General features: G+C 67.0%; 28 protein-coding genes and 2 pseudogenes. 15 read left to right on the top strand and 15 right to left on the bottom strand.

Annotated features, from left to right (window positions below; genetic code table 11):
* Together QOD90_RS08055 and QOD90_RS08050 are read right to left on the bottom strand one after the other, a co-directional pair.
* Nucleotides 1-154 (bottom strand): annotated as a pseudogene (locus QOD90_RS08055) (SRPBCC family protein); the annotation flags it as partial.
* Complete coding sequence (locus QOD90_RS08050; protein ID WP_526348421.1) at nucleotides 151-483, bottom strand: ArsR/SmtB family transcription factor; 333 nt, start codon at nucleotides 481-483, stop codon at nucleotides 151-153. The gene QOD90_RS08050 and the pseudogene QOD90_RS08055, both read right to left, overlap by 4 nt.
* A 119-nt stretch (nucleotides 484-602) precedes the next feature.
* Here QOD90_RS08050 and QOD90_RS08045 point away from each other — a divergent pair, with 119 nt between their 5' ends.
* The 8 genes from QOD90_RS08045 (at nucleotide 603) to QOD90_RS08010 (ending at nucleotide 8,696) form a co-directional block, all read left to right on the top strand.
* Nucleotides 603-1,376, top strand: a complete 774-nt coding sequence (locus tag QOD90_RS08045; RefSeq protein ID WP_526348419.1) for a DUF899 domain-containing protein — start codon at nucleotides 603-605, stop codon at nucleotides 1,374-1,376.
* A complete protein-coding gene (locus QOD90_RS08040) occupies nucleotides 1,373-2,032 on the top strand; it encodes a maleylpyruvate isomerase N-terminal domain-containing protein (RefSeq protein WP_526348417.1) in 660 nt (219 codons plus the stop codon). Before QOD90_RS08045 ends, QOD90_RS08040 begins: the two co-directional genes overlap by 4 nt.
* Nucleotides 2,033-2,055: 23 nt before the next feature.
* On the top strand, nucleotides 2,056-3,609 hold the full coding sequence (locus tag QOD90_RS08035; protein WP_526348415.1) for a class I adenylate-forming enzyme family protein: 1,554 nt from the start codon (nucleotides 2,056-2,058) through the stop codon (nucleotides 3,607-3,609).
* A gap of 89 nt (nucleotides 3,610-3,698) precedes the next feature.
* The gene (locus QOD90_RS08030; protein ID WP_526348413.1) at nucleotides 3,699-3,989 is read left to right on the top strand and encodes a hypothetical protein; all 291 of its coding nucleotides are present in this window, start codon (nucleotides 3,699-3,701) and stop codon (nucleotides 3,987-3,989) included.
* Between the two features lie 98 nt (nucleotides 3,990-4,087).
* Nucleotides 4,088-5,539, top strand: a complete 1,452-nt coding sequence (locus QOD90_RS08025; RefSeq protein WP_526348411.1) for an LLM class flavin-dependent oxidoreductase — start codon at nucleotides 4,088-4,090, stop codon at nucleotides 5,537-5,539.
* 10 nt (nucleotides 5,540-5,549) lie between these two features.
* Nucleotides 5,550-6,719, top strand: coding sequence for an LLM class flavin-dependent oxidoreductase (locus QOD90_RS08020; RefSeq protein WP_526348409.1), 1,170 nt, complete (start codon nucleotides 5,550-5,552; stop codon nucleotides 6,717-6,719).
* Nucleotides 6,716-7,936 (top strand): SfnB family sulfur acquisition oxidoreductase, encoded by a 1,221-nt coding sequence (locus tag QOD90_RS08015; protein WP_526348407.1) that lies wholly within the window; start codon nucleotides 6,716-6,718, stop codon nucleotides 7,934-7,936. Before QOD90_RS08020 ends, QOD90_RS08015 begins: the two co-directional genes overlap by 4 nt.
* 37 nt (nucleotides 7,937-7,973) lie before the next feature.
* Nucleotides 7,974-8,696, top strand: a complete 723-nt coding sequence (locus tag QOD90_RS08010) for a hypothetical protein (protein WP_526348405.1) — start codon at nucleotides 7,974-7,976, stop codon at nucleotides 8,694-8,696.
* Nucleotides 8,697-8,703: 7 nt separating this feature from the next.
* Here the strand turns inward: QOD90_RS08010 and QOD90_RS08005 are convergent, their stop codons facing one another.
* A complete protein-coding gene (locus QOD90_RS08005; protein WP_526348403.1) occupies nucleotides 8,704-9,729 on the bottom strand; it encodes an NADP-dependent oxidoreductase in 1,026 nt (341 codons plus the stop codon).
* A 116-nt stretch (nucleotides 9,730-9,845) separates the two neighbouring features.
* On the opposite strand from QOD90_RS08005, the gene QOD90_RS08000 reads away from it, so the two are divergent.
* Nucleotides 9,846-10,235, top strand: a complete 390-nt coding sequence (locus QOD90_RS08000) for a TA system antitoxin ParD family protein (protein WP_526348401.1) — start codon at nucleotides 9,846-9,848, stop codon at nucleotides 10,233-10,235.
* Nucleotides 10,236-10,242: 7 nt separating this feature from the next.
* Nucleotides 10,243-10,821, top strand: coding sequence for an ATPase (locus QOD90_RS07995; protein WP_526348399.1), 579 nt, complete (start codon nucleotides 10,243-10,245; stop codon nucleotides 10,819-10,821).
* Nucleotides 10,822-10,829: 8 nt separating this feature from the next.
* Here the strand turns inward: QOD90_RS07995 and ripD are convergent, their stop codons facing one another.
* On the bottom strand, nucleotides 10,830-11,423 hold the full coding sequence (gene ripD, locus QOD90_RS07990; RefSeq protein WP_526348397.1) for an NlpC/P60 family peptidoglycan-binding protein RipD: 594 nt from the start codon (nucleotides 11,421-11,423) through the stop codon (nucleotides 10,830-10,832).
* A 208-nt stretch (nucleotides 11,424-11,631) separates the two neighbouring features.
* On the opposite strand from ripD, the gene tenA reads away from it, so the two are divergent.
* Together tenA and QOD90_RS07980 are read left to right on the top strand one after the other, a co-directional pair.
* Nucleotides 11,632-12,309, top strand: coding sequence for a thiaminase II (tenA, locus tag QOD90_RS07985; RefSeq protein ID WP_526348395.1), 678 nt, complete (start codon nucleotides 11,632-11,634; stop codon nucleotides 12,307-12,309).
* Between the two features lie 59 nt (nucleotides 12,310-12,368).
* Nucleotides 12,369-13,304 (top strand): R2-like ligand-binding oxidase, encoded by a 936-nt coding sequence (locus tag QOD90_RS07980; RefSeq protein WP_526348393.1) that lies wholly within the window; start codon nucleotides 12,369-12,371, stop codon nucleotides 13,302-13,304.
* 11 nt (nucleotides 13,305-13,315) lie between these two features.
* Here the strand turns inward: QOD90_RS07980 and tpx are convergent, their stop codons facing one another.
* The 7 genes from tpx to QOD90_RS07945 form a co-directional block, all read right to left on the bottom strand.
* Nucleotides 13,316-13,810, bottom strand: coding sequence for a thiol peroxidase (tpx, locus tag QOD90_RS07975; protein ID WP_526348391.1), 495 nt, complete (start codon nucleotides 13,808-13,810; stop codon nucleotides 13,316-13,318).
* A 60-nt stretch (nucleotides 13,811-13,870) separates the two neighbouring features.
* Complete coding sequence (locus tag QOD90_RS07970; RefSeq protein ID WP_526348389.1) at nucleotides 13,871-14,887, bottom strand: NAD(P)/FAD-dependent oxidoreductase; 1,017 nt, start codon at nucleotides 14,885-14,887, stop codon at nucleotides 13,871-13,873.
* Nucleotides 14,884-15,348, bottom strand: coding sequence for an isoprenylcysteine carboxyl methyltransferase family protein (locus tag QOD90_RS07965; protein ID WP_526348387.1), 465 nt, complete (start codon nucleotides 15,346-15,348; stop codon nucleotides 14,884-14,886). Before QOD90_RS07965 ends, QOD90_RS07970 begins: the two co-directional genes overlap by 4 nt.
* A 54-nt stretch (nucleotides 15,349-15,402) precedes the next feature.
* On the bottom strand, nucleotides 15,403-16,461 hold the full coding sequence (locus QOD90_RS07960) for a type III polyketide synthase (RefSeq protein ID WP_526348385.1): 1,059 nt from the start codon (nucleotides 16,459-16,461) through the stop codon (nucleotides 15,403-15,405).
* A gap of 138 nt (nucleotides 16,462-16,599) precedes the next feature.
* Entirely contained in the window at nucleotides 16,600-17,025 is a 426-nt protein-coding gene (locus QOD90_RS07955) for a hypothetical protein (protein WP_526348383.1), read from the bottom strand.
* Nucleotides 17,026-17,053: 28 nt separating this feature from the next.
* Complete coding sequence (locus tag QOD90_RS07950; RefSeq protein WP_526348381.1) at nucleotides 17,054-17,278, bottom strand: hypothetical protein; 225 nt, start codon at nucleotides 17,276-17,278, stop codon at nucleotides 17,054-17,056.
* A 107-nt stretch (nucleotides 17,279-17,385) separates the two neighbouring features.
* A complete protein-coding gene (locus tag QOD90_RS07945; RefSeq protein WP_526348379.1) occupies nucleotides 17,386-18,801 on the bottom strand; it encodes an HNH endonuclease signature motif containing protein in 1,416 nt (471 codons plus the stop codon).
* 207 nt (nucleotides 18,802-19,008) lie between these two features.
* Between QOD90_RS07945 and QOD90_RS07940 the strand changes: the two are divergent.
* Nucleotides 19,009-19,621, top strand: a pseudogene (locus QOD90_RS07940) (DUF899 family protein).
* On the opposite strand, the gene QOD90_RS07935 reads toward QOD90_RS07940, so the two are convergent.
* Nucleotides 19,615-20,799: an ABC transporter permease gene (locus QOD90_RS07935; RefSeq protein ID WP_526348377.1), complete on the bottom strand. Its 1,185-nt coding sequence runs from the start codon at nucleotides 20,797-20,799 to the stop codon at nucleotides 19,615-19,617. The pseudogene QOD90_RS07940 and the gene QOD90_RS07935 sit on opposite strands and share 7 nt — an antisense overlap.
* Before the next feature lie 205 nt (nucleotides 20,800-21,004).
* On the opposite strand from QOD90_RS07935, the gene QOD90_RS07930 reads away from it, so the two are divergent.
* Nucleotides 21,005-21,643 (top strand): cutinase family protein, encoded by a 639-nt coding sequence (locus QOD90_RS07930; RefSeq protein ID WP_526348375.1) that lies wholly within the window; start codon nucleotides 21,005-21,007, stop codon nucleotides 21,641-21,643.
* Between the two features lies 1 nt (nucleotide 21,644).
* Here the strand turns inward: QOD90_RS07930 and QOD90_RS07925 are convergent, their stop codons facing one another.
* The 3 genes from QOD90_RS07925 to QOD90_RS07915 all read right to left on the bottom strand — a co-directional run bounded on the left by QOD90_RS07925 (nucleotide 21,645) and on the right by QOD90_RS07915 (nucleotide 24,687).
* Nucleotides 21,645-22,580, bottom strand: a complete 936-nt coding sequence (locus tag QOD90_RS07925; RefSeq protein WP_526348373.1) for an o-succinylbenzoate synthase — start codon at nucleotides 22,578-22,580, stop codon at nucleotides 21,645-21,647.
* Between the two features lie 15 nt (nucleotides 22,581-22,595).
* Nucleotides 22,596-23,303 carry a hypothetical protein gene (locus tag QOD90_RS07920; RefSeq protein ID WP_526348371.1) on the bottom strand — a complete coding sequence of 236 codons (708 nt, stop codon included), beginning with the start codon at nucleotides 23,301-23,303 and terminating at the stop codon, nucleotides 22,596-22,598.
* A gap of 64 nt (nucleotides 23,304-23,367) precedes the next feature.
* Nucleotides 23,368-24,687 carry an ammonium transporter gene (locus QOD90_RS07915; RefSeq protein WP_526348369.1) on the bottom strand — a complete coding sequence of 440 codons (1,320 nt, stop codon included), beginning with the start codon at nucleotides 24,685-24,687 and terminating at the stop codon, nucleotides 23,368-23,370.
* Nucleotides 24,688-24,794: 107 nt separating this feature from the next.
* Here QOD90_RS07915 and QOD90_RS07910 point away from each other — a divergent pair, with 107 nt between their 5' ends.
* On the top strand, nucleotides 24,795-25,250 hold the full coding sequence (locus QOD90_RS07910; RefSeq protein WP_526348367.1) for a Fur family transcriptional regulator: 456 nt from the start codon (nucleotides 24,795-24,797) through the stop codon (nucleotides 25,248-25,250).
* The last annotated feature ends 44 nt before the right edge of the window (nucleotides 25,251-25,294 follow it).

The following is a 25,294-nucleotide window of genomic DNA, read 5'->3' as shown; positions in this document are numbered from 1 at the left end:
CGCCCACATGCGGCTCGATGTCGATGGCGACGCAGCGGGCCGGACGTGGACACATCCAGTCCGCCAACGACTCTGGGTCGAGCCACTCGTCGAACACCACGTCGGGTGCCGCGGGCATGACGCGCTGCACGCGCGCGACCGGGGCATCGGTCATCGCGTCCCCCGCTTCCGGCGTAACCGCGCCGAAAGGGCGTCCGCACGTGTCGACCAGAAGTCGGTCTGCTCGGTGATCCATTGCTGAGCCGCCGTCAATCCCTCCGGCTGCAGTGAGAACCAGTGCTCACGACCTCGCACCTCGCGACGCACCAGTCCCGCTGACTCCAATACGCCGACGTGGCGCGAAACGCCGGCGAACGTCATCGGCAGCGGAGCGGCTAGATCGGTGAGGCGAGCGTCGCCAACGCGAAGCGCCTCCAATAGCGCGCGACGTGTCGGATCGGCGAGCGCGGCGTACGCCCTATCCAACAACTGATCTTCAACCACTCTGTTGACTATACCCACAACTTCGTGGTGTGCTGTCGGAACAAGTCATTCAACTAGTTTGTTGAATGTTTCGAGTCACCGCCGCAAACCCATTGCCGCACTCGCGAAAGGAGAAAATGGTGAAGGGACCTCGAATCGTCACGGCGCAGGAGTGGGCTGCCGCGCACCAGGAGATGCTCGTCAAGGAGAAGGAGTTCACCCGAACTCGTGACGCGCTCGCCGCGGAACGGAGGCGGATGCCGTGGATGGAAGTAGACGACCGCTACGCGTTCGAAGGGCCAGAGGGCAGTGCGACTCTTGGCGGCCTGTTCGCCGGCCGACGACAACTGATCGTGTACCGCGCCTTCGTCGATCCCGGTGTTCACGGCTGGCCCGACAACGGTTGCGTCGGTTGCTCGTTGATGGCCGATCACATCGGCAACCTGGCTCACCTCAACGCCCGAGACACCACCCTCGTCTACGCCTCCCGCGGATCCCAGCCGGACATCGCGCGGATCAAGGCCCGAATGGGCTGGGACATCCCGTGGTACACCATGATTCCCGAAGCCGGTCGCGCCTTCGACGTCGACTTCGGAGTGGATGAATGGCACGGCACCAACGCCTTCATCCGGGACGACGACGGTCGGATCTTCCGCACCTACTTCATCAACGATCGTGGCGACGAGGTCTTCGTCAACACCTGGAACTTCCTCGACATGACTGCCCTCGGACGCCAGGAGCGGTGGGAGGACTCCCCCGCCGGCTACCCCCAGACCCCGCCCTATGAATGGTGGTGCTGGCACCACGAATACGGCGAGCGCGAGCCATCGCGCTGGTTCGGCGAACCCGACCCCAACGATCCCAACGACCAACGACCCTTGCCAGAAGAGGATGGATGCCCATCATGTCGATGACCGAACCGCGCCTGATCGCGCGCCACTATCAGCAGACGCGAGAACGGATTATCGCTACGCTGGCCGGTCCCGGCGTCGACTGGAACGCCCCGGTGCCTGCCTGCCCGGGGTGGTCCGCGCGTGACGTCGTGGCGCACCTGACCGCGGTCGCCGAGGACTGGTTCGACGGGACGTTGACGGGTCCACCCACGGACGACCAGACGGCCGCCCAGGTAGCCCGGTTCGATGGGTGTGACCAGGCCGGGATCATTGCGGCGTGGACCGCCGCGGCCGAACGGCTCGACAAGTACGCCGAAACCGCCGGCGTGGCTCCACCGCTCGGCGACATCGCCTGCCACGAGCACGACGTACGCGGTGCCATCGATCGGTCGGGCGCCAGGGACTCCGAAGCGGTGTGGCATGCGTCCGACCAACTGCTCACCATCTTGCAGACGCCGGTACCGCTGCGCATCGTCGTTGAAGACGCCGACTATCGGACCGGACCGGACGGCGGTCATGAAATACGGCTTCGCAGCACACGTTTCGAGACCCTGCGCTGGCGGACGGGGCGTCGCAGTCGCGCGCAGCTGGCGGCGATGGACTGGTCGGAGGATCCGGCTCCGGTTCTCGATCACCTGTATCTGTTCGGGCCGTCGGATTCCGACGTCATCGAATAGCGCTGGCAGGGCAAGATCGGACGGTGACCGAATCCCGTCCGACGATCCCAGCCCTACTCGAGCGCTGCGTGCGCGAGTACGGCGAACACACCTACGTGGTCACTCCGACCGATCGGCTCACCTATCGCGAGGCCGACCAGCGCTCGGCACGCATCGCGCGCCGCATGCTTGGCAGAGGCATCGGCAAGGGCACCCGCGTCGGATTGTTCCTCCCCAACGGCGTGGAGTGGATCGAGTGGTGGCTCGCCGCGTCGAGGATCGGTGCGCTGGTCATTCCCCTGAGCACGCTGTACACGCCCGCCGAGATCGCGAAGGTGCTCCGGCTGTCCGACATCGGGGTCCTCGTCTCCCCCCGTCGGGTGCTCGACGTCGACGTCGCCGAACGGTTCGAAGCGGCACTGCCGGAGCTGTCGAATCAGCACGGTGACCGGCTCGCCATGAGCGCGACGCCCTTCCTGCGGTCGATCGTGCTCGTCGGTGAGGGTGCGCCCGGCTGGGCGAGGCGCTGGGACGACGCGGAGACGGGCGTGCCCCCGGAGGTTCTGGCCGCGGCGGAGGCAGAGGTCTCCCCCGCCGACGTCGCCATCATGGTGCACACCTCGGGTTCGACCGCGGACCCGAAGGGGGTCGTACATACCCACGGCACCCTGGTTCGGCAGACGTCGACGTGGCCGGCGGCGATCAGGGCGGTCACGGGTACCGATGGCCCAGCGCGAGTTCTGTGCGCAATGCCCTTCTTCTGGATCGGCGGCCTGCTCGCCGCCATGGGGGCCCTGCATGAACCCGTCACCCTGCTCGTCATGCCCCGCCTGGACGCGGGCACGGCGCTGGATCTCGTCGAACACGAACGGGCGACCGGCATCGTCGGCTGGCCGACGTTCACCCAACGGCTGCGCGCCCATCCGACCTTCGGGAGCCGCAACCTCACCAGCGCGCCGATGCTGCTCGACGGGCCGCTCGACATCGCGATGACCGACGTTCCCGACAGCTTCCCCGTGCACCGCACCATGTCCGAAACCGCGGGCGGGTTCGCGTACACCGACATGGCGATCGTGGCCGAGGACGGCGAGCCCGTGCCGGAAGGCGTGGTCGGCGAGTTGCTCATCCGCGGAGTCGGAGTCATGGCGGGCTATAACAAACGTGAACGCGGCGACACCTTCGACGCGGACGGTTGGTACCACACCGGCGATCAGGTCTACCGCAAGAGCGGTGACCCCCGGCTGTTCTACGTGGGCCGAACCACCGAACTGATCAAGGCGGCCGGCGCCAACGTCTCACCACTGGAGGTCGAAGCCGTCATCGGTGGCTTCGCCGACGTGGCGCAATGCGTCGTCGTCGGCATCGACGATCCCGCTCGAGGCGAGGAGGTATGCGCCGTCGTGGTGCCGTCGGCAGGCGACGTCGACCTCGCGGGACTCGCCAACCGAACGCGTGAGCAGCTGTCCGCGTACAAGGTTCCGACGCGCTGGGCGGTCGTGACGATGGACCAGATCCCGACCCTGCCCAGCGGCAAGGTCAATCGCAAGACACTTCGCGCGCTAGTCGCCGACGGCGCGGTGCCGTGCACCGCGGACTGAGACGTAGGTGCACGAAAATCGACCGAAATCCCTGGTTCGGCGCCCGCCAGGCTAGGCTGTTCTGGGTCGGACGAGCGGTTGGAGCAAAAATGATCGACGTGAAGCGTGGAATTCTGGTCTTCGGCTGCGCCGTCGCGTTCGCTGCGGCGCCGTTGATCGTCGCCTCGCCGGCGTCCGCCTGCCCCTACGGCACCGTGGAGAAGTTCGCCGGCGTCTGCACCGCTGGAGGCCAGGGTGGCGGCCCGGTCGTTCCGCCCGCAGCGTCACCGCCCGGCGCCGTCGTGAACAACTCCTTCAACGGATATGGCTCGGTGAACGGCATTCCCTGCACGCCCGAGAACTACGGCAAGTGCATCGCGTTGCAGCAAAGCCAGGGCTAGCAAAGCCAGGACTGAAGTAGGTCCCCGGGCGTCAGTCCTTTGAATCGCACTGACGCAAAGCGGTGACCGCGGGCGGCATCGCCGCCAGACTTCTGCCAGTGACCCGATCGATCCGCTTCAACGCGTTCGACATGAACTGCGTCGCTCACCAGTCCCCCGGGCTGTGGAGACATCCGCAGGACCAATCCTCGCAGTACAAGGACCTTGCCTACTGGGCCGACCTTGCGAGGCTGCTGGAACGAGGCCGCTTCGACGGGCTCTTCATCGCCGATGTGCTTGGCACCTACGACGTTTATGGCGCCAGCGACGAAGCCGCCATCCGGCAGGCGGCGCAGATCCCCGTGAACGATCCGCTGTTGCTGGTGTCGGCGATGGCGCTGGTCACCGAGCACCTCGGTTTCGGCATCACCACCGGCACCGGATTCGAGCACCCGTATCCGTTCGCGCGTCGCATCTCCACGCTCGACCACCTCACCAAGGGTCGGATCGGCTGGAACATCGTCACGGGGTACCTACCCGCCGCCGCCCGCAACATGGGGCAGACCGACCAGCCCGCCCACGATGCCCGCTACGACCACGCCGACGAGTACCTCGAGGTGCTGTACAAGCTGTGGGAAGGGTCGTGGGAGGACGGCGCGGTGATCCGTGACCGTGAGCGAGGCGTCTTCACCGACCCCAGCAAGGTTCATCACATCGGCCACGCCGGAACACATTTCAACGTGCCAGGCATCCATCTGTCCGAACCGTCCCCGCAGCGGACGCCCGTGATCTTCCAAGCCGGGTCGTCCCCGCGCGGCGTCCGGTTCGCCGCCGAGAACGCCGAGGCAATCTTCACCGCCGCCCCGACGAAGGCGATCCTTCGCGAGACGGTCACCACGATTCGCCGCGAGCTCGAGTTGGCCGGCCGAGATCCGTACTCGGCGAGGATCTTCAATCTGACCACGGTGATCACGGCAGCCACCGACGACGAGGCCAGGGCCAAACACGCCGAGTACCTGTCCTACGGCGATCCCGAGGGCGCGTTGGTGTTCATGTCCGGATGGATGGGCGTCGACCTGGCAAGTTACGGCCTCGACGAGCCGATCGGCAATGTCGACTCCAACGCCATCCTGTCGGCGGTGAAGGCATTCCAATCCGCCGACCCCGACGGAGGCGAATGGGCCGTCCGCGACATCGCCGACTGGGGCAAGATCGGCGGCATGGGCCCGCTGATCGTCGGCTCCGGTGCCAAGGTGGCCGACGTCTTGCAGGAATGGGTGGAGGAGACCGACGTCGACGGTTTCAACCTGGCGTACGCGATCACTCCGGGGACGTTCGCCGACTTCATCGACCACGTGGTGCCCGTGCTGACCGCCCGCGGTGCCTACCAGTCGGATTACACGCCGGGGACGTTGCGCAACAAGCTGTTTGGCCGCGGTGACCGACTCCCCGACGAACACCGCGGGTCGCGCTACCGTGTCGGCGGCCCGTCGTCGACCATCATCGACCGCCCGTCCACCGTGCCCTCTTCGTCGTCGTCGCTGGCCTCACAGCCGACCGCCAGCCGCTAGGAGTCATTTCGTGCCCGTCAAGCTTCACTGGTTCCTGCCCACCTACGGCGACAGCCGGCTGATCGTCGGGGGCGGTCACGGCACCCCCGCCGGAGTCGCCCACAGCGACCGGGACGCGTCGATCGACTACCTGGGCTCGATCGTCCGCGCCGCTGAGTCGTTCGGCTTCACCGGCGCCCTGATCCCGACCGGGGCGTGGTGTGAGGACGCGTTCATCACCGCCGCTCTGCTGGCACGGGAGACGACGTCGCTGGCCTTCCTGGTCGCCTTCCGCCCAGGGCTCGTCAGCCCCACCCTGTCGGCCCAGATGGCGGCCACGTTCGCCAGGCATGCCCCCGGTCGACTCCTGCTCAACGTGGTCGTCGGCGGAGAAGCCCACGAGCAGCGGGCGTTCGGAGATCACCTGGACAAGGACGCGCGCTACGAGCGGTGCGACGAGTTCCTCGACGTCGTGCGCCGGCTGTGGACGGGCGAGACCGTGACGCTGGACGGAAAGCACATCCAGGTGGAGGAAGCGTCCCTGGCGACGCTTCCGAATCCGGTGCCGCCGTTGTACTTTGGCGGCAGCTCGGCCGCCGCCGGGCCGGTGGCCGCGCGGCACGCCGACGTCTACCTCACCTGGGGCGAACCCCCGGAAGCGGTGCGGGACAAGATCGAATGGATTCGCGGCGTCGCCGCCGAGCAGGGCCGCCGGGTGCGCTTCGGCATCCGACTGCACACCATCTCCCGTGACACCGCCGACGAGGCATGGGCGCAGGCCGACAAGCTGGTCGGTGCACTCGACGACGAGACGGTCCGGTCCGCACAGGCCGGCCTTAGTCGCAGCCAGTCCGAGGGCCAACACCGGATGTTGGCGTTGCACGAAGCGAACCGCGCCAACGGTTCCTGGCACGACGCACGCAGCCTCGAGATCGCTCCGAACCTGTGGGCTGGTGTCGGTCTGGTCCGCGGCGGGGCCGGCACGGCGCTGGTGGGTAGCCATACCGAGGTCGCCGACCGGATCGCCGAATACGCCGAGATCGGAATCGACGAATTCATCTTCTCGGGCTATCCGCATCTCGAAGAGCTCTATTGGTTCGGCGAGGGCGTGGTGCCCGTGCTCCGCGAACGCGGGCTCTTCGACGCCGGCCGGGTCGAGCCGACGCCCACCTCGGTCCCCTTCCTCGGCGCCGCGCGGTGAGCGCACCCGCCGCAGTGCACGGCATTGCCTCCGCAGGTGATGCCGTGGCTGCGGCGGAGCGGCTGTCGGTCCAGTTCGCGGCCGAGGCGAGTGCCCGTGACGCCGATCGGGACCTGCCGCACGGGCCGGTGCAGGCACTGAAGGACTCCGGGCTGTTGGCATTGTCGGTTCCCACCGAGTACGGCGGAGTCGATGCACCTGCCGCGATCGTTGCCGAGGTGTTCCGGATACTTGCCGACGCTGATCCGTCACTCGCCCAGATTCCGCACTCCCACTACACCTTTCTCGAGGCACTGCGGCTGAAGGGCACCCGGGAGCAGAAGAAGTTCTTCTACGGCATCGTTGCGGCCGGTGGGCTCTTCGCCAATGCCCAGTCCGAACGTGGGCCCAACCCGATCGACGTCGACGAAACCACGCTCACCGAGGCCGGCCCCGGTGATTACCTGCTGACCGGCCGCAAGTTCTATTGCACCGGAGCACTTTTCGCGGACTGGGTGATCGTGCGGGCCTCGTTGGGAGACGGCTCCGGCGCACCGCCCACCTCGACCACCCCGAAGGCGCTGGCCTTCATTCCACGAGATGCGCAAGGCCTTCTGATCGTGGATGACTGGGATGGCATGGGCCAGCGGACCACTGCTTCGGGCACCGTCACCCTGGATGACGTCCGGGTGCCCGCTGGTCAGGTGGTCCCCTTCTCACCGATCTTCACCGAGCCGACGGTGTACGGCGCGCATGCCCAGCTGCTGCACGCCGCCATCGATGTCGGCATCGCGACGGGCGCGCTCGCCGAGGGCGTCCGCCAGGCCGCGAAGGCGCGCCCGCACTTCGAGGCGCAGGTGGACTCCGCCGCCGAGGACCCCACCCTCGTGCACGTCGCAGGCGAATTGGTCGTCACCGTTCGCGGCGCCCAGGCAGTGCTGGCCGAAGCGGCCAGGCAGGTCGATGCCGCGCGCGCCGACCTCACCGCCGACACTGCTGCCGCCGCATCGATAGCCGTGGCCGTCGCGAAGGTCGCCGCAGTGCGCGCGTCGCTCGAGGCGTCGTCGGTGCTGTTCGAACTCGGCGGCACCCGGAGCGCATCGGCGAGTGGGAATCTATCCCGCTACTGGCGCGACGCGCGCACCCACACGCTGCACGATGCGACGCGGTGGAAGGTCCAGCACATCGGCCAGTACGTCCTTTCGGGCACCAGGCCGCCACGCCACGGCCAGATCTAGGACCTCCGCTGGGCCCTGGCGGTCCTACAGTCGGGACGTGGCGAAAACCAGTCCGGCCGGGGACGAGGTCCAGCTAGGGGCTGAACACGTCGGGGCCACCGTCGCACAGCTGGAACGCCGCATCGCGGCGCGCTTCGGCGAACGTGGCTTGACCAAGGCGGTTCGTGACCTCGGTCAGCTCGTCGTCCTGGTGCAGAGCGAAGCGGGGCAATCTCGCGAACGCCTTCGACGAACCACCCTCACCGCAAGAGCCGTCGGTGTCGTGATCGTCGTGGCCACCGTCGGCGCGCTTGCCTTCAGCCTGCGTTCGGCGGTCCTCAACGGGCTCGCCAACACGGCCGACTGGGTGCCCCTGATCGAGAGCGTCGTCAACGATCTGGTGTTCGCCGCCATTGCCCTGGTGTTTCTCTGGGCCGTCCCCGAACGCCTTGAGCGACGTACGTTGCTGCGTCTCCTGCACCGGCTGCGTTCACGCGCCCACGTCATCGACATGCACCAGCTCTCCAAGGATCCAGAGCAGATCAGCGCGAGCTACACACCGACCGCGGAGAGTGTTCGGCACGGGCTTGACGCCGACCAACTGCATCATTATTTGAGCTACTGCTCGGAGATGTTGAGCCTGACCGCCAAGACCGCAGCGTTGTGCGCCGAGCACAGCGCTGACGGGGTGGTGCTCGAAAACGTTTCCTACATCGAGACTTTGACTACCGAACTGTGCAACAAGATCTGGCAGAAGATCTCGCTGCTGCCCCACTCTTGACTCCGTGTCAGGCCGGGGTGGGCTCGCCGATCTTGACCAGCATCTTGCCGATGTTGGCTCCCGTGAACAAGCCGTTGAGCGCGTCGACACACGACTCGATGCCCTCGTAGACGGTCTCGCGGTGGACCAGCAGGCCCCGCTGCTCCCACCCGCGCAGCGCGGCGAAGGCCTCGTCGAAACGGCCCCACTCATCGAGTGCATTGAACCCCTGCATGGACGCGGTCTTGGCCAAGATGTTCACGTAGTTCGCGGGGCCAGGGTGCTCACCGGTCAAGTAGCTCGAGATGACGCCGCACAGCACGACTCTGGCCTTGGCGGCCAGGCGTCCGAGAACGGCGTCGAGGATCGGCCCTCCGACGTTGTCGAAGTAGACGTTGACGCCGCGCGGGCAGTGCCGCTTGAGGGCGGCCGCCACATCACCCTCGCGGTAGTCGATGCAAGCATCGAAGCCGAAGTCCTCGACGACGGCCCGGCACTTGTCCGGACCGCCCGCGATGCCGACGACACGGGCTCCAGCGATCTTGGCGATCTGGCCGGCCACCGATCCGGTGGCGCCCGCAGCCGCGGAGACCACCACCGTGTCCCCGTCCTGGGGCCGGCCGATGTCGTTCATGCCGAAGTATGCGGTGGCCCCCGTCGGCCCGTAGATCGACATCACCGCGGGCTGGTCGATCTCTTCCATCCCGGTCACGGGTGTGCAGAACACGTCGTCGCGGACGATGACGTACTCCTGGAAACCCGAAAGGGTGGTGACCACGTCGCCGACGGCGTACGCGTCGCAGCGTGACTCCACGACCTCCCCGATGCCGGCTGCCCTGATGACCTCACCCAGCTGGACGGGCGGCAGATACCCCGGTTGGTCGTTGAGCCACGTCCGCGCAGCGGCGTCGATGCCCACGTACGTCGTGCGAACGAGCGCCTCGCCGTCGGCGGGCCGGGGCGCCTGGGACACGATCAACTCGGTGTCGGCGGGGTCGACCAGACCCTTCGGTCGATGTCGCAACACGATCTGGCGGTTCGTCAGGTCAGGCACGATGGTGAAACTACCCAACGCGCGAGCCGCTTCGGGCGATAAGTGGGATCCCTGCCTCCGCAAGCGATGTAACAAACTGCTACCGGGTGTAGCATTCTGTAACAGGAGGTAGGGCCATGTCTGAAGTCGCCGATCGTGTCACCCGTTTCGCCGCCGATCTCGTCGACAGCGCCGAAGCCGAGGGCGTGCGTCAAAGCCGGTCGGCCAAACAGCAGCTCGACCACTGGGTTCGGGTCGGCCGCGCCGTGTCGAGCCAGCAGACAGCCGCGCGCCGCCGGGTAGAGGCCGCGATGGCCGGTCAGCTGCCGTTGAAGGAGCTGACCGTCGAGGAAGGCGTGGTCTTCAACGCGGAGATCTCCGCAGGCATCGAGGAGAGTCTGTCCCGGACCGACTACGGCCGGGTCCTCGCCGCTCGGGGGATCACCACGGTGGCGCTCAACGACGACGGCGACATCGTCGAACATCGCCCCGACGGAACATCGGTCGTGCTGACCGGCACCCCGTGACCGTTGGGTGAACCGCCTCGATCTGGTCGTCGGCCCCAACGGCGCGGGCAAGTCCACCTTCGTCGAGCTGACCCTGGCGCCGCTCCTGCCAGGCAGTGTCTTCGTCAACGCCGACGAGATCGCCAAACAGCGGTGGCCAGACGACCCGGCCTCGCACGCCTATGACGCCGCCAGGGTCGCCGCCGAAACCAGGGCGACCCTGATCGCGCGGAAACTGTCGTTCATCGCCGAGACCGTGTTCTCGCATCCCTCGAAGCTCGAGCTCGTCGCGTCCGCAAAGGCCGCCGGCTACACGGTCGTGCTGCACGTGCTGATGATCCCCGAGGACCTTGCCGTCGAACGTGTGCTGCACCGCGTCCAAGCCGGTGGACACGCCGTTCCACCGGACAAGATCAGGCAGCGGCACCGTCGGCTGTGGTCGCTGGTCGCCGATGCCATCCCCCGGTGTGACAGCGCCACCGTCTACGACGGCAGTGGTGTCCGAGGTCCACGCATCGTCGCCCAAATCACCGGCGGCGACGTGGTCGGCGCACCGTCGTGGCCCGCGTGGGCGCCACTCGAGCTGACGTCGCGGTGGTCGGTCTGATCAACGCATCACGCGATGATGCGACCCAGGTAAGGCGTCATGTTGTTGGTTCGTACCGGCGAGACCCGGACACCGGCATCGCTGGTCTCGAGCATCTGGTTGTTCCCAAGGAACAACGCGACACTCTGCGTGCCGTCGGGGCCGAAGAAGATCAAGTCGCCAGGAAGTGCCTGGGCGGGCGTGACCTTCTGCGCGACGTTGTACTGCTCGCCAGAAGAGCGCGGCAGCTTGATTCCGGCTCCTGCGAAGGCGTAGACGATGATCCCGGAAGCGTCGAAGCCGACGACGCTGGGAGCCGGGGCCGCGCCGAGGACGGTCGACCCGGGGACGGTACCGAAGATGGCACCCGGATCCGTGCCTGGCGTGTTCGCGCGCTGTTCGGTCGCGAGAACGCCGGCTCTGGATTCGCTGCCGAGGGTGGGACCGTTGGAGTCACCGCCGCCGTAGGAGAACGGAACTCCCTGCTGTGAGAGCGCACGCTTGATCACGAAGTCGACGGCCTGCTGGTTGCGCGCAGGCCGCTGGTAGGGGTCGGCGGCCGCGAGACCCGGCGTCACCGCCAAGAGGGCCAGGCTGATCACGAAGGCGTAAATGCGTCTCATCGGAAATTCCATCTCTCTGCGACGTCGGAGGCAACACATTCTCGTTGCCCGCTCGGTCGTTCTCACTGCATGAGTTCACTTCTACTACCTGGAACGTTGCTGGCCCAATTGCTGAGTGGCCCAACGCCAATGAGCCGCCATACCGTAACCGAACGGTGACGAGAGGCCCCGTCGTAGCCCACCGGGCCGCCGAGTAGGTTGCCTAGCCATGAGCGCGCAACAGCAGACCTGGTCGGAACGACTCTGGGACGAGATCGAGCCGACGTTCGCGGCGATCCTCGCTCATCCCTTCGCGACCGGACTGACCGATGGCACTCTGGACACCGACGTGTTCGCGCACTACGTAGCTCAGGACGTCCACTACTTGCGCGACTACGCCCGCGCTCTTGCCATCGTCGGCGCCAAGGCGCCCACCCTGACGGACACGGCGATGTTCGCCAGGCATGCCGCCGACGTTCTGGAGGTCGAACTCAGTTTGCACGGCACTCTGCTGCCCGCACTGGGTCTCGATGGCGCGACCGTGGGTGGGGCGAGGGTCATGCCGACCACTCGGGCGTACACCAGCTACCTGCTCGCCACCACTTATGGCGGGAGCTTCGCGGAGGGGTTGGCCGCGATCTTGCCGTGCTACTGGATATATGCCCGGGTCGGAACCGCGCTGCTCGAAAGCGGCTCCCCGGATCCGCGGTTCCAGAGTTGGATCGACAGCTATGGCGGTGAGGACTTCGCCGCCACGGTCGCCCAGGTGCTGGAACTGACCGATCGGATCGGAAGGGCGCTCAGCCCCGCAGAGGAGGTCGTCGCCCGCGCCCACTTCGTGACGACGGCACGATATGAGTGGATGTTCTTCGACGCCGCCTACCGCCTCGAGGACTGGCCCGTCTGAGGTGATGACGATCTTCGGGTTCGCCTGACTGAAGCCGGGCGTCGGAGGACGATGCGAACATGACACGCACACGACTTGGCTCACTCGGCGAGGGCGGGCTGAACTGGGACAGTTTGCCGTTGAAGCTCTTCGCGGGCGGCAACGCCAAGTTCTGGGATCCGGCCGGCATCGACTTCTCCCAGGACCGCGAGGACTGGCAGTCGCTGTCGGAGCTCGAACGCGATTGGGCCACCCGGCTGTGTGCCGAGTTCATCGCTGGCGAGGAGGCGGTTACCGAGGACATCCAGCCGTTCATGGGGGCGATGCGGGCCGAGGGTCGCCTCGGTGACGAGATGTATTTGACGCAGTTTGCGTTCGAGGAGGCCAAACACACCCAGGTGTTCCGGCTCTGGCTCGATGCCGTGGGAATCACCGAGGACCTGCACCACTACCTCGACGATCTGCCCGCCTACCGCAAGATCTTCTACGAGGAGCTTCCCGAGTCACTCGCCACGCTGACCACCGACCCGTCGCCTGCGGCCCAGGTGCGCGCATCCGCGACGTACAACCACGTCATCGAAGGCATGATGGCGTTGACGGGATACTATGCGTGGCACAAGATTTGCGTGAGCCGCAACATTTTGCCCGGCATGCAGGAACTGGTCCGCCGCATCGGCGATGACGAGCGGCGCCACATGGCGTGGGGCACCTTCACCTGTCGGCGTCACGTCGCCGCCGACGACGCCAACTGGGCGGTGTTCGAGAATCGGATGAACGAGCTCATCCCGCTGGTGTTGAGCAACACCCAGGAAGCGTTCGCCCTCTACGACGAGATCCCGTTTGGTCTCGAGATGGACGAGTTCATGCAGTACGCCACCGACAAGGGCATGCGACGGTTCGGCACCATCGGCAGCGCACGGGGCCGCCCCGTCGGCGAGATCGATCTCGACTACTCGCCGCTGCAACTGGAGGAGACGTTCGCCGACGAGGACGAGAAGGCCCTGGCGTCGGTGTAGACGTTGGCGAGTTAGCTCAGCGCGGCAAGGGCCGCATCGTAGTTCGGCTCCTGAGCGATCTCGGGCACCAGTTCGGAGTAGGTCACGTTGCCGTCCGCGCCGATCACCACGACGGCGCGACCGAGCAGTCCGGCGAAGGGACCGTCGGCGATGGTGATGCCGTAATCCTTGCCGAAGGTGTCCCGGAAGCCCGACGCCGTCGTCACGTTCTCGATGCCCTCGGCGCCACAGAAGCGCTTCTGAGCGAACGGCAGATCGTTCGACACGCACACCACCGCGACGCCGCTCGCGGCCGCCCGCTCGTTGAACGTCCGCACGCTGGTGGCGCACACCGGGGTGTCGACCGACGGAAAGATGTTCAGCAGCACGCTCTTACCGCTGAACTGGTCGTTGGTGACGGCACCAAGGTCGGTGCCGGTGAGGGTGAACGCGGGTGCGGGCGCTCCGACGGCGGGCAGCTCGCCAACCGTGTTGATGGGGTTTCCTCGCATCGTTATCTGTGCCATGGCGACAGTCTGTCAAGCACGACGGGGGGCACGTGGCCCGGGGTCGGTCTCGCGGTGAAGTCAGTAGGCCAACTGATTGACCGCGGTCGCGAAGACCGCGGGCAGCGCCGTGGCGGCAGGCACGATCCTGGACCGGATCCTGGCATGCACACCCGCCTGCACCAGCGCCGCAGTCAGCAACCGGTAGCGCCTGGTGGCACGTCGCCACTGTCGGTCGTAGTCGGCGGGCCGGTCGGCGACCACGCAGTCCACCAGCTGCTTTGCCGCACCGAAGGCGAGCCCCATCCCCTCGCCGGTCAACGCATCGATGTAGCCGGCCGCGTCGCCGACCAGCAACACCCGTCCGGCCGTCCGGCTGCGGGCCTTCTGCCGCAGGGGGCCCGCCGCTCGATCGGGTCCGTGCGCGTGACCGTCAACCCTGGCCCGCAACGCGGGGAATTCGTCGAAGTGGCTGTCGAATCCGCCGCGGGTCGAGCTGAGGATGGCAATGCCCACGCAGTCGTCGGCGACCGGCGTCACGTAGGCCTCCGCCCCCCTGGCCCAGTGCACCTCGACCGAATTGGTCCACGGGGCGATCTGGATGTGGCGACGAATGCCCCACCGACGCGGGCCCGGGCTCGACTGCTCGAGTCCTAGCGACCGCCGGATGGGCGAGTGCAGCCCGTCCGCCGCCGCCAGGTATCTGGCCCGCAGATCCCCCGCGCGCACCGACGTCGCATCCTGGGACACCTCACCGACGTCTCCGTGGACGAACCGCACACCCGCCACCGTCGCCGCCTCGAGGAGTGCACCGTGCAATGCGGTCCTTCGCACCCCGAGGCCGGTGCCCGCCCGAAACGGCGCGTCCACCTGCCGATCACTGTCGAGATAGCGGATGCCGTGCAGCGGAAAGCCTTTCGGGGTGACACCGAGGTGGGTCAGGTGCGCCAAGGTGTGTGGCATCATGCCCTCGCCGCAGGCCTTGTCGAGAGCGCCGCGACGCCGCTCGACCACGACCACGTCGAGCCCGGCCTTCGCGGCGTACAGCGCGGTAGCCAGCCCCGCCGGACCTCCCCCGCCGACGAGCAGGTCGATCACGTCAGGCTCGCGAGAGCATCGTTCTCCACCTTGATCCGCGTCCTCAGAAGTGCTGCATTGAGAATCGTGAAGATCAGCGCGGTGATCCAGGAACTGTGCACCAGCGGTAGCGCGACGCCCTCGACCACGACCGCCACATAGTTCGGGTGGGGGATCAACCGGTACGGGCCGCCGGTGATGCGGTCCGCCCCGGGGATGACGATCACCCTGGTGTTCCATTGCCGGCCGAGCGTGGTGATGCACCACCACCGCAGGGCCTGGGCGGCGACCACGACGGCCAGCATCGGCCAGCCCAGCGCGGGGATGAACGGTCGGTGCAGCACGATCGGCTCGATGAGGCACCCCACCAGTAGCCCGACGTGCAGGACCACCATCGTCGGATAGTGCGCGGCCCCGAACTCGGTGCCACCCCGCTCGCGGCTCCACGACCAGTTGCGTTTGGAGACAACGAGTTCCGCCATACGTTCGACGGCAATCGCGGCGATGAGAAGGGCATACCAGCTCGTGGACTGCACTCAGCGCCACCGCAGCAGGACGAGTTCCGAGCAGAAACCAGGCCCCATCGCCATCATCAGGCCGGAACTGCCTGGCTCTGGTCTCTTGGCGATGGTGTCGCGCAGTACGTGCAGCACCGAGGCGGAGGAAAGATTGCCCACCTCGGCAAGGGAACGCCATGTCAGTTCCAACGCGTCGTCGGACAAGCCGAGGGTCGCAGTGATGGCCTCGATGACCTTCGGGCCGCCGGGATGACTCACCCAGGTGCCGACGTCCTCGACACAGGTGTCATGGGCGGCGAGGAAGTTCGCGACGTCCTCACCGAGATACCGTTCGACGACCTTGGGCACGTCGGGTGAGAGCACCAATCGGAAACCAGAGGAGTCGACGTCCCAGCCCATGGTGCGCTCCGAATCGGGATACAGGTGGCTGCGCGAATCGACGACCTCAGGACCAAGACCGCCGATCTCGACGGCCCGCCGGTCTCCGACGGCCACCACCGCCGCTGCCCCGTCGCCGAACAGGCTGCTACCCACGACGGTGGCCATCGACGGGTCGCGCTTGGGCACCAGCGAGCACAGCTCTACGGCCACCAGCACGGCGACGTCGTCGGGCGCACCGCGCAGGTAGTCGTTGAGCCGGGCCACCCCTGCGGCGCCCGCGACGCAGCCGAGCCCGAACATCGGGACGCGCCGAACGTCTGGTCGCAGGCCGATCCTCGTGGCGATGCGGGCGTCCAGGGTCGGCACCGCAAGGCCGGTCACGGTCGTCGAGAAGATGACGTCGACGTCCGACGGTTGGAGTCCGGCGTCCTCGAGGGCCCCCAACACCGCGGCGCACCCCAGCTCGACGGCGTGCGCGATGAAGATGTCATTGGCTCGGCCGAAGTCATCGAGTTCGGCGTACTCCTCGAGCGGCAACACCATGTGCCGGCTGTCGACTTTGGCACTGGCGTGCAACTTCCGGATCGGGTCGGCATACTCCGCATAACCCGGAATCGCCAACAGCGCCTCGGTCACCTCGGCCTGGCTATAGCGATGCGGTGGCAATTCTCCTCGTACCGCGGCGATCACACTCATGTGGCAGCCTCCTCGTCCTAGTAACGACGCCCGCTGCCGTTTGGTTCACGGCACTGGCTGGCAATCGGAACTGGGCTGAGCAGACGGCAATCCCCCCGAGGTGATCGACGATCACCTCGGGGGGATTTCGGGGGTCACTTATCCGGCGTTGGCGCAGAAGTTGGGAACGCAGAAGCTCGCACCGCCGGGCCCGGCGTTGGCGCTACCGCCAGGGACGTACGCGCTCGCGCCGCCGGGGCCGGTGGTGGCACCGGCACCGGGAACCGTGGCGTTCGCCCCATCGGGTCCGGCCTGAGCACCGGCACCGGGAACGACGGCGCCTGCGCCATCGGGGCCAGCCTCGGCACCCGCTCCGGGAACGACCGCGTTCGCGCCGTCGGGTCCGGCAGTTGCGCCCGTACCGGGTGCTCCGACGCTCGCGCCGTCGGGTCCGGCGTCGGCACAGGCCGGAGTGCCCTCCACGCCACACGGCGGCGGCGGATTGGCTCCCGCAAGAGGAGCGAAGGCGATGGCAGTCGCGCCAGCGCCGGCGAACAGAAGCTGTGTCATGAGGTGCTTTCTCATGGGGGCGGGGTACCACTCGTGAATCAGCTTAAAACATCCGAAACGACGTCTTGCCGGCTCTCGCGTCGTCCATGCACGACGACGTCTGCACCGACGAGAACAGCGCGGAGATCAGCGACAGGAAGATTGCTTGTTGCTGATCGGGATCGAACGCGATCAGCACCAGAAACGCGACGGTAGCCACGATGACCGCGATCGTCAGGTAGGGAAATAGCCACATGCGTACCGGTGCCCGCTCCCCCTCGGCCCACATCGTTCGACCGAGCCCTGGCTGGCTTGTGGCGAAGGCGAGGTGGGCACACCATCAGATGCGCCTGCTGGCCAGGGCGTGGTCGGCACGATGATTGAGATCTGCAGGGTCTAGTTCGGCGGTGCGGGGCCGCCGGGCTGACCGGTGTTGTTGTCGGGCTGCGGTTTCGGCTCTTCTGGAGGCCGCAGCAGCAGTTCGGGGCGGTGGTGGAAGTTGATGCGGGCTTGTCCGTTGTCGAGGTGTTGCGGCGGTGCCCATTCGGGTTCGTGGCGTTCGTTGATGGTTGTGGTCCATCCGCCATCGGTGGCGAGGCGGTTGTCGGGCCCGCACGCCAGCGCCGTCTCGTCGACGTTGGTGTTTCCGCCCTCGCTCCAGTCGACCACGGCATGGTGGACTTGGCTGCCGTACGCGCCGACGGTGCAGCCCGGTTTGGTGCAGCCCCCGTCTCGGGCGATGAGCATGATCCGCTGCGCCGGCGTCGCCACCCGCTTGGCCCGGAAGTGGTTCAACGCTGATCCGGTGGCACCGTCGAAAATGGCCAAGTGATGGTTGGCGTGCCCGGCCATCCGGATCACGTCCTTGATGGGCACTTTGCTGCCGCCGCCCGTCGTGCCGATCCCCGCCTTGCTCTCGAGATCGGCCAGGGTGGTGCGAATGATCACCGACACCGGGAGACCGTTGAGGTGACCGAGGTCGCTCATCAGGGCGATGCGCCCGATCACCACCAGCGCGTCGTGCTGACGCTGGTCGAGGGTGCGGTGGTCATCATCGATCTGGGTTTGGCGGGGGGTGCCGGAGGTGCAGGGTTCGTCGTCGGCGGGATTGCACATGCCGGGGGCCGCGAACCTGGCGAATAGCACCTCCCACACCGCCCGTGCCTCCGGGCTCAGGTTCCCGGTCAACGAACTCATTGCATCGGGTCCCTGCTTACTCATCGACACGCCGCGTCGGCGCGCGCGTTCGGCGTCGTCGGGTTCGGGGCCGTCCTGATCCAGGAGGAACAGTCTCAGTTCGGCGGTCTCCTTGAGCTCCTTGGGGCCGACTCCGACGGCGACGCGGACGAGGTCGACTTCGATCTGGGTACGGGTGGCCGCGTCGACGAAGGCAGGCAACCGGCGCATGGTGTCGCGAAGCACCTTCACGTGGTCACCGTTTATCAACGCGTTGTGCTGGGCTGCCGCAACGGCGGGCAGCACCGGGTCCAGTGTTTCGCCGATCAGGGTGCGCCGCGGCCCGAGGTCCGCGGCCTCGGCCAGTCGGCGGCCTGCGTCGGCGGTAGACAGCCGCCACCGGGCCCGCAGCACCTCGTTCCACGACTTCGCGCCCAAGTGCTTCGGGTCGGTCTCGGCCTGCAACCGATTCAGTACCCGATGCCACTGCGTGGGCAGTTGGCGCGACAGCGTCTCGAGTTCGTCACCCACCATCAGCAGTTCGGTCATGGTGGCCGTGTCGAGCCCGGCAGCGGCCAGCGTCGCGTAGCCGGCGCGCATCATCGCCAACCCCTCGCCAACGCCCGCGTCCAACATGATTCGAACATACCTTCGAGCACCGACAGAAGGCCCTCGGATGTGACACCTGAAACCGAAGTGGCGCAGGAGGTTTGGCGAATCTCGCGAGTGTGCGGTTTCGTACGCGAGCCGGACATGACGTGCAAACAAGCCCATTCACCGAAGGCGACGAACCCACCGCTCAAGCGACCCATTTTTTCGGCCGGTAACACTGTGGACGTCGTGATCGATGACGAGCCCTTCGCCCTACCGCCCGTGGTGACGAGATCGGAGTGGCAGGCCGCTCGCACCGAGCTCCTGGTCAGGGAGAACGAACTGACCCGAATGAAGGACGGGGTCAGTGCCATGCGTCGACGGATGCCGATGGTTGCTGTTCCGCAACGGTATTCATTCGAGGCGGAGGCCGGCACCGCACTGGACCGAGGGTTGCTCGGGTTGCTCGATGATGGCCGATCACCTTGGGCCGCTGTCACACCTGCACGCCAAGGACACGTCGCTGGTCCTCGTCTCGCGCGCGCCGCTGAACACGCTGACGCGGTTTCGGGACAGGATGGGATGGTCGATGCCGTGGGTGTCGTCCGCCGGGACCACGTTCAACGAGGACTTCGGAGCGACGGTCGACGGCGAGGAGCGGCATGCCGTCAGCGTGTTCCTGCGCGGCGGGGACGACGTCTTCCACACGTGGTCGACGTTCAACCGCGGCGAGGAGACCTTCATGTTGGTGCCCGATCTCCTGGATCTGACTCCCCTTGGGCGTCAAGAAGATTGGGAGGACTCCCCGACCGGGTGGCCGCAGCAGCCACCGTATGAGTGGATCCGGCTGCACGTCGCCTACTGACCTACACGGTAGACGATCATCTCGCGGGACAGAATCCGGCGGATCCGTGGTTCTCGGCTGCAGGTGACCGCGAAGACGGTGAGCAGCACCCAGCTGGCCAGCGCGCTACCCAACACCAGCAGGAATGCTGCCCACTCGCCGCCGGCCAGTTCGGCCGATGCCGTCTGGCGCGACCACAGCCGCCAGAAGATCATCAGGTTCACGCTGAGGCCGACGCCGTAGGACAGGGCGAACGAGAACAGATACGGCTTCCAGGTGCCATCGTGCAAGCGTGCCGAAACCGGCTCGTGCCTAATCGGATACAGCACCGAAAGCACGTTTCCGACGCCGAGCCAAATGAACACCATGGTGACCAGCTGATCGATCAGCGCGATGGGACTTCCCTCGTTGGCGACGGTCAGGAAGGCGATGACGGGAAGTGCGGCGACCGTGATCATCACGGCCATCGCAAGGTTCTTGGCCACCAGAATTTCCCACACCCGTTCACCGCGTGCCATCGCGTCGCGGACCCGTTGCGCTTCGAAACACAGTGCGTTGGTGCACACCACGCTGCCCACCACCGCCGAGAACAGGTAAAGCGAGAGTCGGCTGACGTCGTCGTACCTGGTCCAACCGCTGAAGTGATAGAAGCCCACCAACGACAGACTGATGCCCAAGGTGAGCAGCAGCCGGATCAGGATGGCCCGCGGCCTGTCGGTGATGACGTGACGCACTTCGTCGACGATGCGTCTGCCGACTCCGGACACCGGGGCGGCGCGAAGCACGGCGATGCGTTTCGCGGCTGAGGCGGCCAGGTCGTCGACGTCGGTTCCGCGCGCGGCGGAGACCGCGAGGATGGCTTCGGCGACGGCCGCCCTGGCGAGTGTCACCGCGACGATGGCATTCGCGCCCGCCTGTTCCGGCGGTACCGCCAAGCCTCGGGTGAGCGCAACGCCCTGCGCGTAGCCGGCGGCGCGCTCCCGCCACGCGGTGGACGCCGCTGCCGTGGCGATGTCGTCGGCGACGGCGGACTGCAGCGATGCGAGTTCGGCCCGCGCATCGGCGAGCACCCCGTCAAGCGCCTCGTCGTCCCAGTGCGCGGCCGCTGCGGCGGCGTCGACGCGACGCAAGGCGTCGGCCAGGAAGTGCAGCTCGTCCACGGCGGCGATGTCGGGGGCCGAGCGGTCTTCCGCGGTCATGGCGTCAACTGAACCATTCGATGTCGAACCGGTACACGCCACCGCCAGCTGAGAACCGCCTGGGACTGCGAGGAGCGATACTCTGGTGCCAGAGTGACGCGAGTGATAATTGGGTACACGGTCGGCGACTGCGCCATCAACCCCTTCAGGTCAAGGAGCGGCCTTGGACGTCTCTGGGAGTATCTCGCCGCTGAAACGCGTGGGCATGACAACCGCAACGGTGCTGATACTGGTCGCCGCCATGTCGAGCGCTCTGCCGATGCCGTCGGCCGCCGCAGCGGACTGCCCGGACATCGAGGTCGTCTTTGCTCGAGGAACTGACGAGCCACCGGGGATCGGCGTCGTCGGCCAAGCCCTGGTGGATTCGTTGAAGCCGCTGGTCAAGGGCAAGTCGATCCGCTCCTACGCCGTCAAGTACCCGGCCTCGTACGACTTTCTGGCTGCCGCTTCGGGTGCCAACGATGCCAGCGCCCGGGTCCAGTCGACCGCAAAGAAGTGCCCCAAGACCAAGATCATCCTTGGCGGGTACTCACAGGGCGCCGCGGTCATGGACATCGTCACCACGTCTCCGATTGCCGGACTCGGCTTCACCACCCCGCTGCCGGCAACCATGGCGGACCACATCAGCGCGGTGGCAGTCTTCGGGAATCCCTCGGCACGGCTCGGCCAGCCGCTGACGACCCTGAGCGCCGTCTACGGTCCCAAGACCGCCGACATGTGCAACACCAACGATCCAATCTGCTCGCTTGGCAAGGACTTCAACTCACACGTGCGGTACCCGCAGTCCGGGCTCGTCAAGAAGGCGGCTCAGTGGATCGCCGACAACCATCTGAAATCGGCGTAGGTCACCCGGCCGTCCGAGCCGACTGGAGTCGCCGGTGCCACCAGTCGATCCTGGCGGTGTCGGTCAACGCGTAGCGCCGCACGAGGTCCGGGTCCGGAGACGCGGGCATCGGCGCGACGGGAAGGTGGCCGTCCGTGGGATGCAGTGAGCGTCGCTCCGCCACGACGTCACCGGCCAGCGATGACAAGGTGCCGAGCGCACACGCGAACGGCAGTTCGGGAAGCGCGCCCGCCAGCGCAAGGCCCGAGGCCAGTCCGATGCTCGTCTCCCCCGACGACGACACCACGCACGGCAGTTCGAGCCGCTCGGCCATTCTCAACGCGCGCCGCACCCCGCCAAGCGGCCCACTGCGCAGAATCGCGACGTCCACCGACTCGGCCGACGAAGCACTCGCGGCGATTTGGACGCCGACCCTCCGACGGACGGCCGCCAAGTCGTCGGCAGTGCGGCAGGGCTGTTCGACGAACTCGAGGCCGCCGGCCGCCTTCGAGAGGACGTCGATCGCCCGCACGGCTTCCTCGGGGGTCCACCTTCCGTTGGCGTGAAGGCGAATTCGGCCCTCGGCGCCGAGTTCGTCACGCACCACCTCGACGCGTGCGACGTCGTCGGCAAGGGAGTCCGGATCGGTGGCGACGGTGACCTCCGCAGTCAGGCACCCGGACGCCGCCACGATGCGGCGCGCCGAGGCGGCATCGACGGCCTTCACGGTGACGGCGATCGGAATCCGGCCTCTCCGGGGATCCGGCCACCCGACCGTGCCGCCTTCGATGGCAGCGGTCAGCCATCGCGACGTCTCGCGGTCATCGCAGTCGGGTGGCGGGCTGAACTCGCCCCATCCCTGCGGGCCCTCGATCAACATGCCTTCGCGCAGGCCGAACCCGTCGATGGTGGGGATGCCGAAGATCGGCGCGGCGTCGAAGTCGATCAGTGCCTTCATGCGTCGGTGTGACGATCAGCCAAAGAAGCCGTGGTGACCCGATTCCCCCGGGGTCGCGCGACCCTGATCCGTCTGCCGTGGTGGCGCAGGTGGGGTGGCGCTCATGGGGGTCCGAGTCACGTTCGTCTGGGGCTTCCTCGGTTCGTCGGGGGTCTGGTAGGTCGGGTTGTATTGCCGTGTGACCGGCGGGACGATCTGCTCGGCAGAAGGAGGCGGCGCGGCCGGCGGTGGAGGTGGCAGCGGCGGCGGGAGTTCGGCGGACGGGGCCGCCGTCGACGTGGACGGCACAGGCGGTGCGACGGACTCGCGTGGTGCTACGGGCGTCGATTCCTCGACGGCCGGAGTGCGCAGGATGAGGACGACGCCGACGACCGCCACCACGCCCGCGACGATCACAGCGGCCATCACGACGACCCTCGACCACGGCCGCGAAGTGTCCGACCTCGTTTTGAAGTCCCAGGCGCCGCTGTTGGAGAGGCGGGTCTCCCACGATGCGGGCGCTGCGACCGCAGGTTCCTCGAGCGCAACGGGCTCGGCGAGGTCGATGTCCGCCATGTCCTGCACGAACCATCGGTCGGTATCGGGCTCTGCGGTCGAGCGCTCGTCGATGGGCTGTTCCGCACGAGGGTCGACCTCGGCGGGCTCGGTGGGCTCTGCCGCGCCGAACCAGCCTTCTTCGGGGTCGTCGAAGGTGCTTTCGACGTCCACGTCCCGAACGGTCACACGTCGATGTTAGCGCGCGTGACGTGCTGGAAGTGCGCTCATTGCCCCGCTCCAGCGAACGCGATCAGGCCCGACCGCGCTCGGAGTCGTCGGGTCGGCGAGGTGGGCCGTCATGGCTGCCGAAGGTCGTGGGCCGCCGAGTGGGAGTGTGCCCATGCACGCCCTCTGCGTACGCGGTCTCCGCGTGCTGTGTGAAGTCGACTCCCGTGGTTTCGTCCTCGGCGCTGAGGCGAAAGCCCATCAGGCGGTCGATGATCTTCGCCACGAGGTATGACGCCGCGAACGCGTAGCAGGCGACGACGACGGCGCCCAACAACTGTTTGCCCAGTTGCGCGAGCCCGCCTCCGTAGAACAGGCCCTCGGGCCCGCCCGTCATGACCTCGGTGGCCAGGAGCCCGATCAGCAGCACGCCGACCACGCCGCCGACGAAGTGCACGCCGACCACGTCGAGTGAGTCGTCGTACCCGAACCGGAACTTCAGACCGATGGCGAAGGAGCAGATGATGCCGGCCAAGAGGCCGACGACGACGGCACCGAGGGTGTTCACCGTGCCGCACGACGGGGTGATCGCGACCAGGCCCGCGACCACTCCGGACGCAGCGCCGAAGGTCGTCGGCCGACCGTCGCGGAACCGCTCGACGGAGAGCCAGCCCAGCATGCCGAGGCACCCTGCCACCAGCGTGTTGAGGAAGATCGCCGCGGCCGTGCCGTTGGCGGCGAGGGCCGAGCCTGCATTGAAGCCGAACCAGCCGAACCAGAGCAGCCCGACGCCGAGCAGGACGAACGGAAGATTGTGCGGTCGCATCGCATCCTTCTTGAACCCGATGCGTGGACCCAGCACCAGGGCCAGGGCGAGCGCCGATGCGCCTGAGACGATCTCGACCACCAGGCCGCCTGCGTAGTCCAGCGCGCCCAGTTTGAAGAGCCACCCACCCGGAGCCCACACCCAATGTGCGACAACCGAATACACCACGATGGTCCAGATCGGCACGAAGACCATCCAGGCCGAGAACCTGGCGCGGTCGGCGATCGCGCCGCTTACCAGTGCGGCCGTGATGATGGCGAAGGTCAACTGGAAGGTCGCGAAGAGCAGTTCGGGCACGGAGCCGTGAACGGTGCTCGGGTCGATGCCCGTCATCGCGACGTGCGAGAGGTCGCCGATCAACCCGGCGTTACCCGTCCCCGAAAAGGCCAACGTGTAGCCGAACATCAGCCATGCGACCGTCACCAGCGGAATCGCGATGAAGCTCATCATGATCATGTTGAGGACCCCGGTCGCGCGGACCATTCCGCCGTAGAAGATGGCCAAGCCGGGTGTCATGAGCAGGACCAGTGCCGTACTGGCCAATAGCCAGGCCGTCGCTGCCGGATCGATAGTGTCCACACCACTCCTTCGGGGTTGGCGAAGAGGTTAGCGAACGCTTCCGGCGCGCCGGCGTGTCCTCGACCAAATCTTGACTCATTCCAGAAAAGAACGGCATAGTGGTCGGCGTGACCTTGTCGCCCGACTATGCGGAGCAGCTGCGCCTTGCTGACCTTCGCGTGACCCGGCCAAGGATCGCGGTACTCGAGGGGGTGTGCGAGCACCCGCATGCCGACACCGAGACGATCTTCGACTCGGTGCGGATCGGTCTGCCCGACGTGTCTCGGCAGACCGTGTACGACGTGCTGGCAGCCCTGACGACGGTGGGATTGGTACGTCGGATTCAGCCATCCGGCTCCGTCGCCCGCTATGAGTCACGGGTCGGCGACAACCATCACCACGTCGTCTGCCGGTCGTGCGGGGTGATCGCCGACGTCGATTGCGCCGTCGGAGACGCTCCCTGTTTGACCCCCTTCGACGGAGACGACCCTCAGGGTGGCCGCCTCGATGGCTTCTCCATCGACGAGGCAGAGGTCATCTACTGGGGTCGATGCCCCGACTGTTCGACGTCACACGCTTCGTGATCACACCCGTGATCACAGCCCGATTCACCACTCCCGGAAGGAAA

Source organism: Mycobacterium sp. (genome assembly GCF_032161845.1).
Taxonomy (GTDB): Bacteria; Actinomycetota; Actinomycetes; order Mycobacteriales; family Mycobacteriaceae; genus Mycobacterium.
The sequence above is the reverse complement of the archived record's forward strand: the minus strand, read 5'-3'. Positions and strand labels throughout refer to the sequence as shown.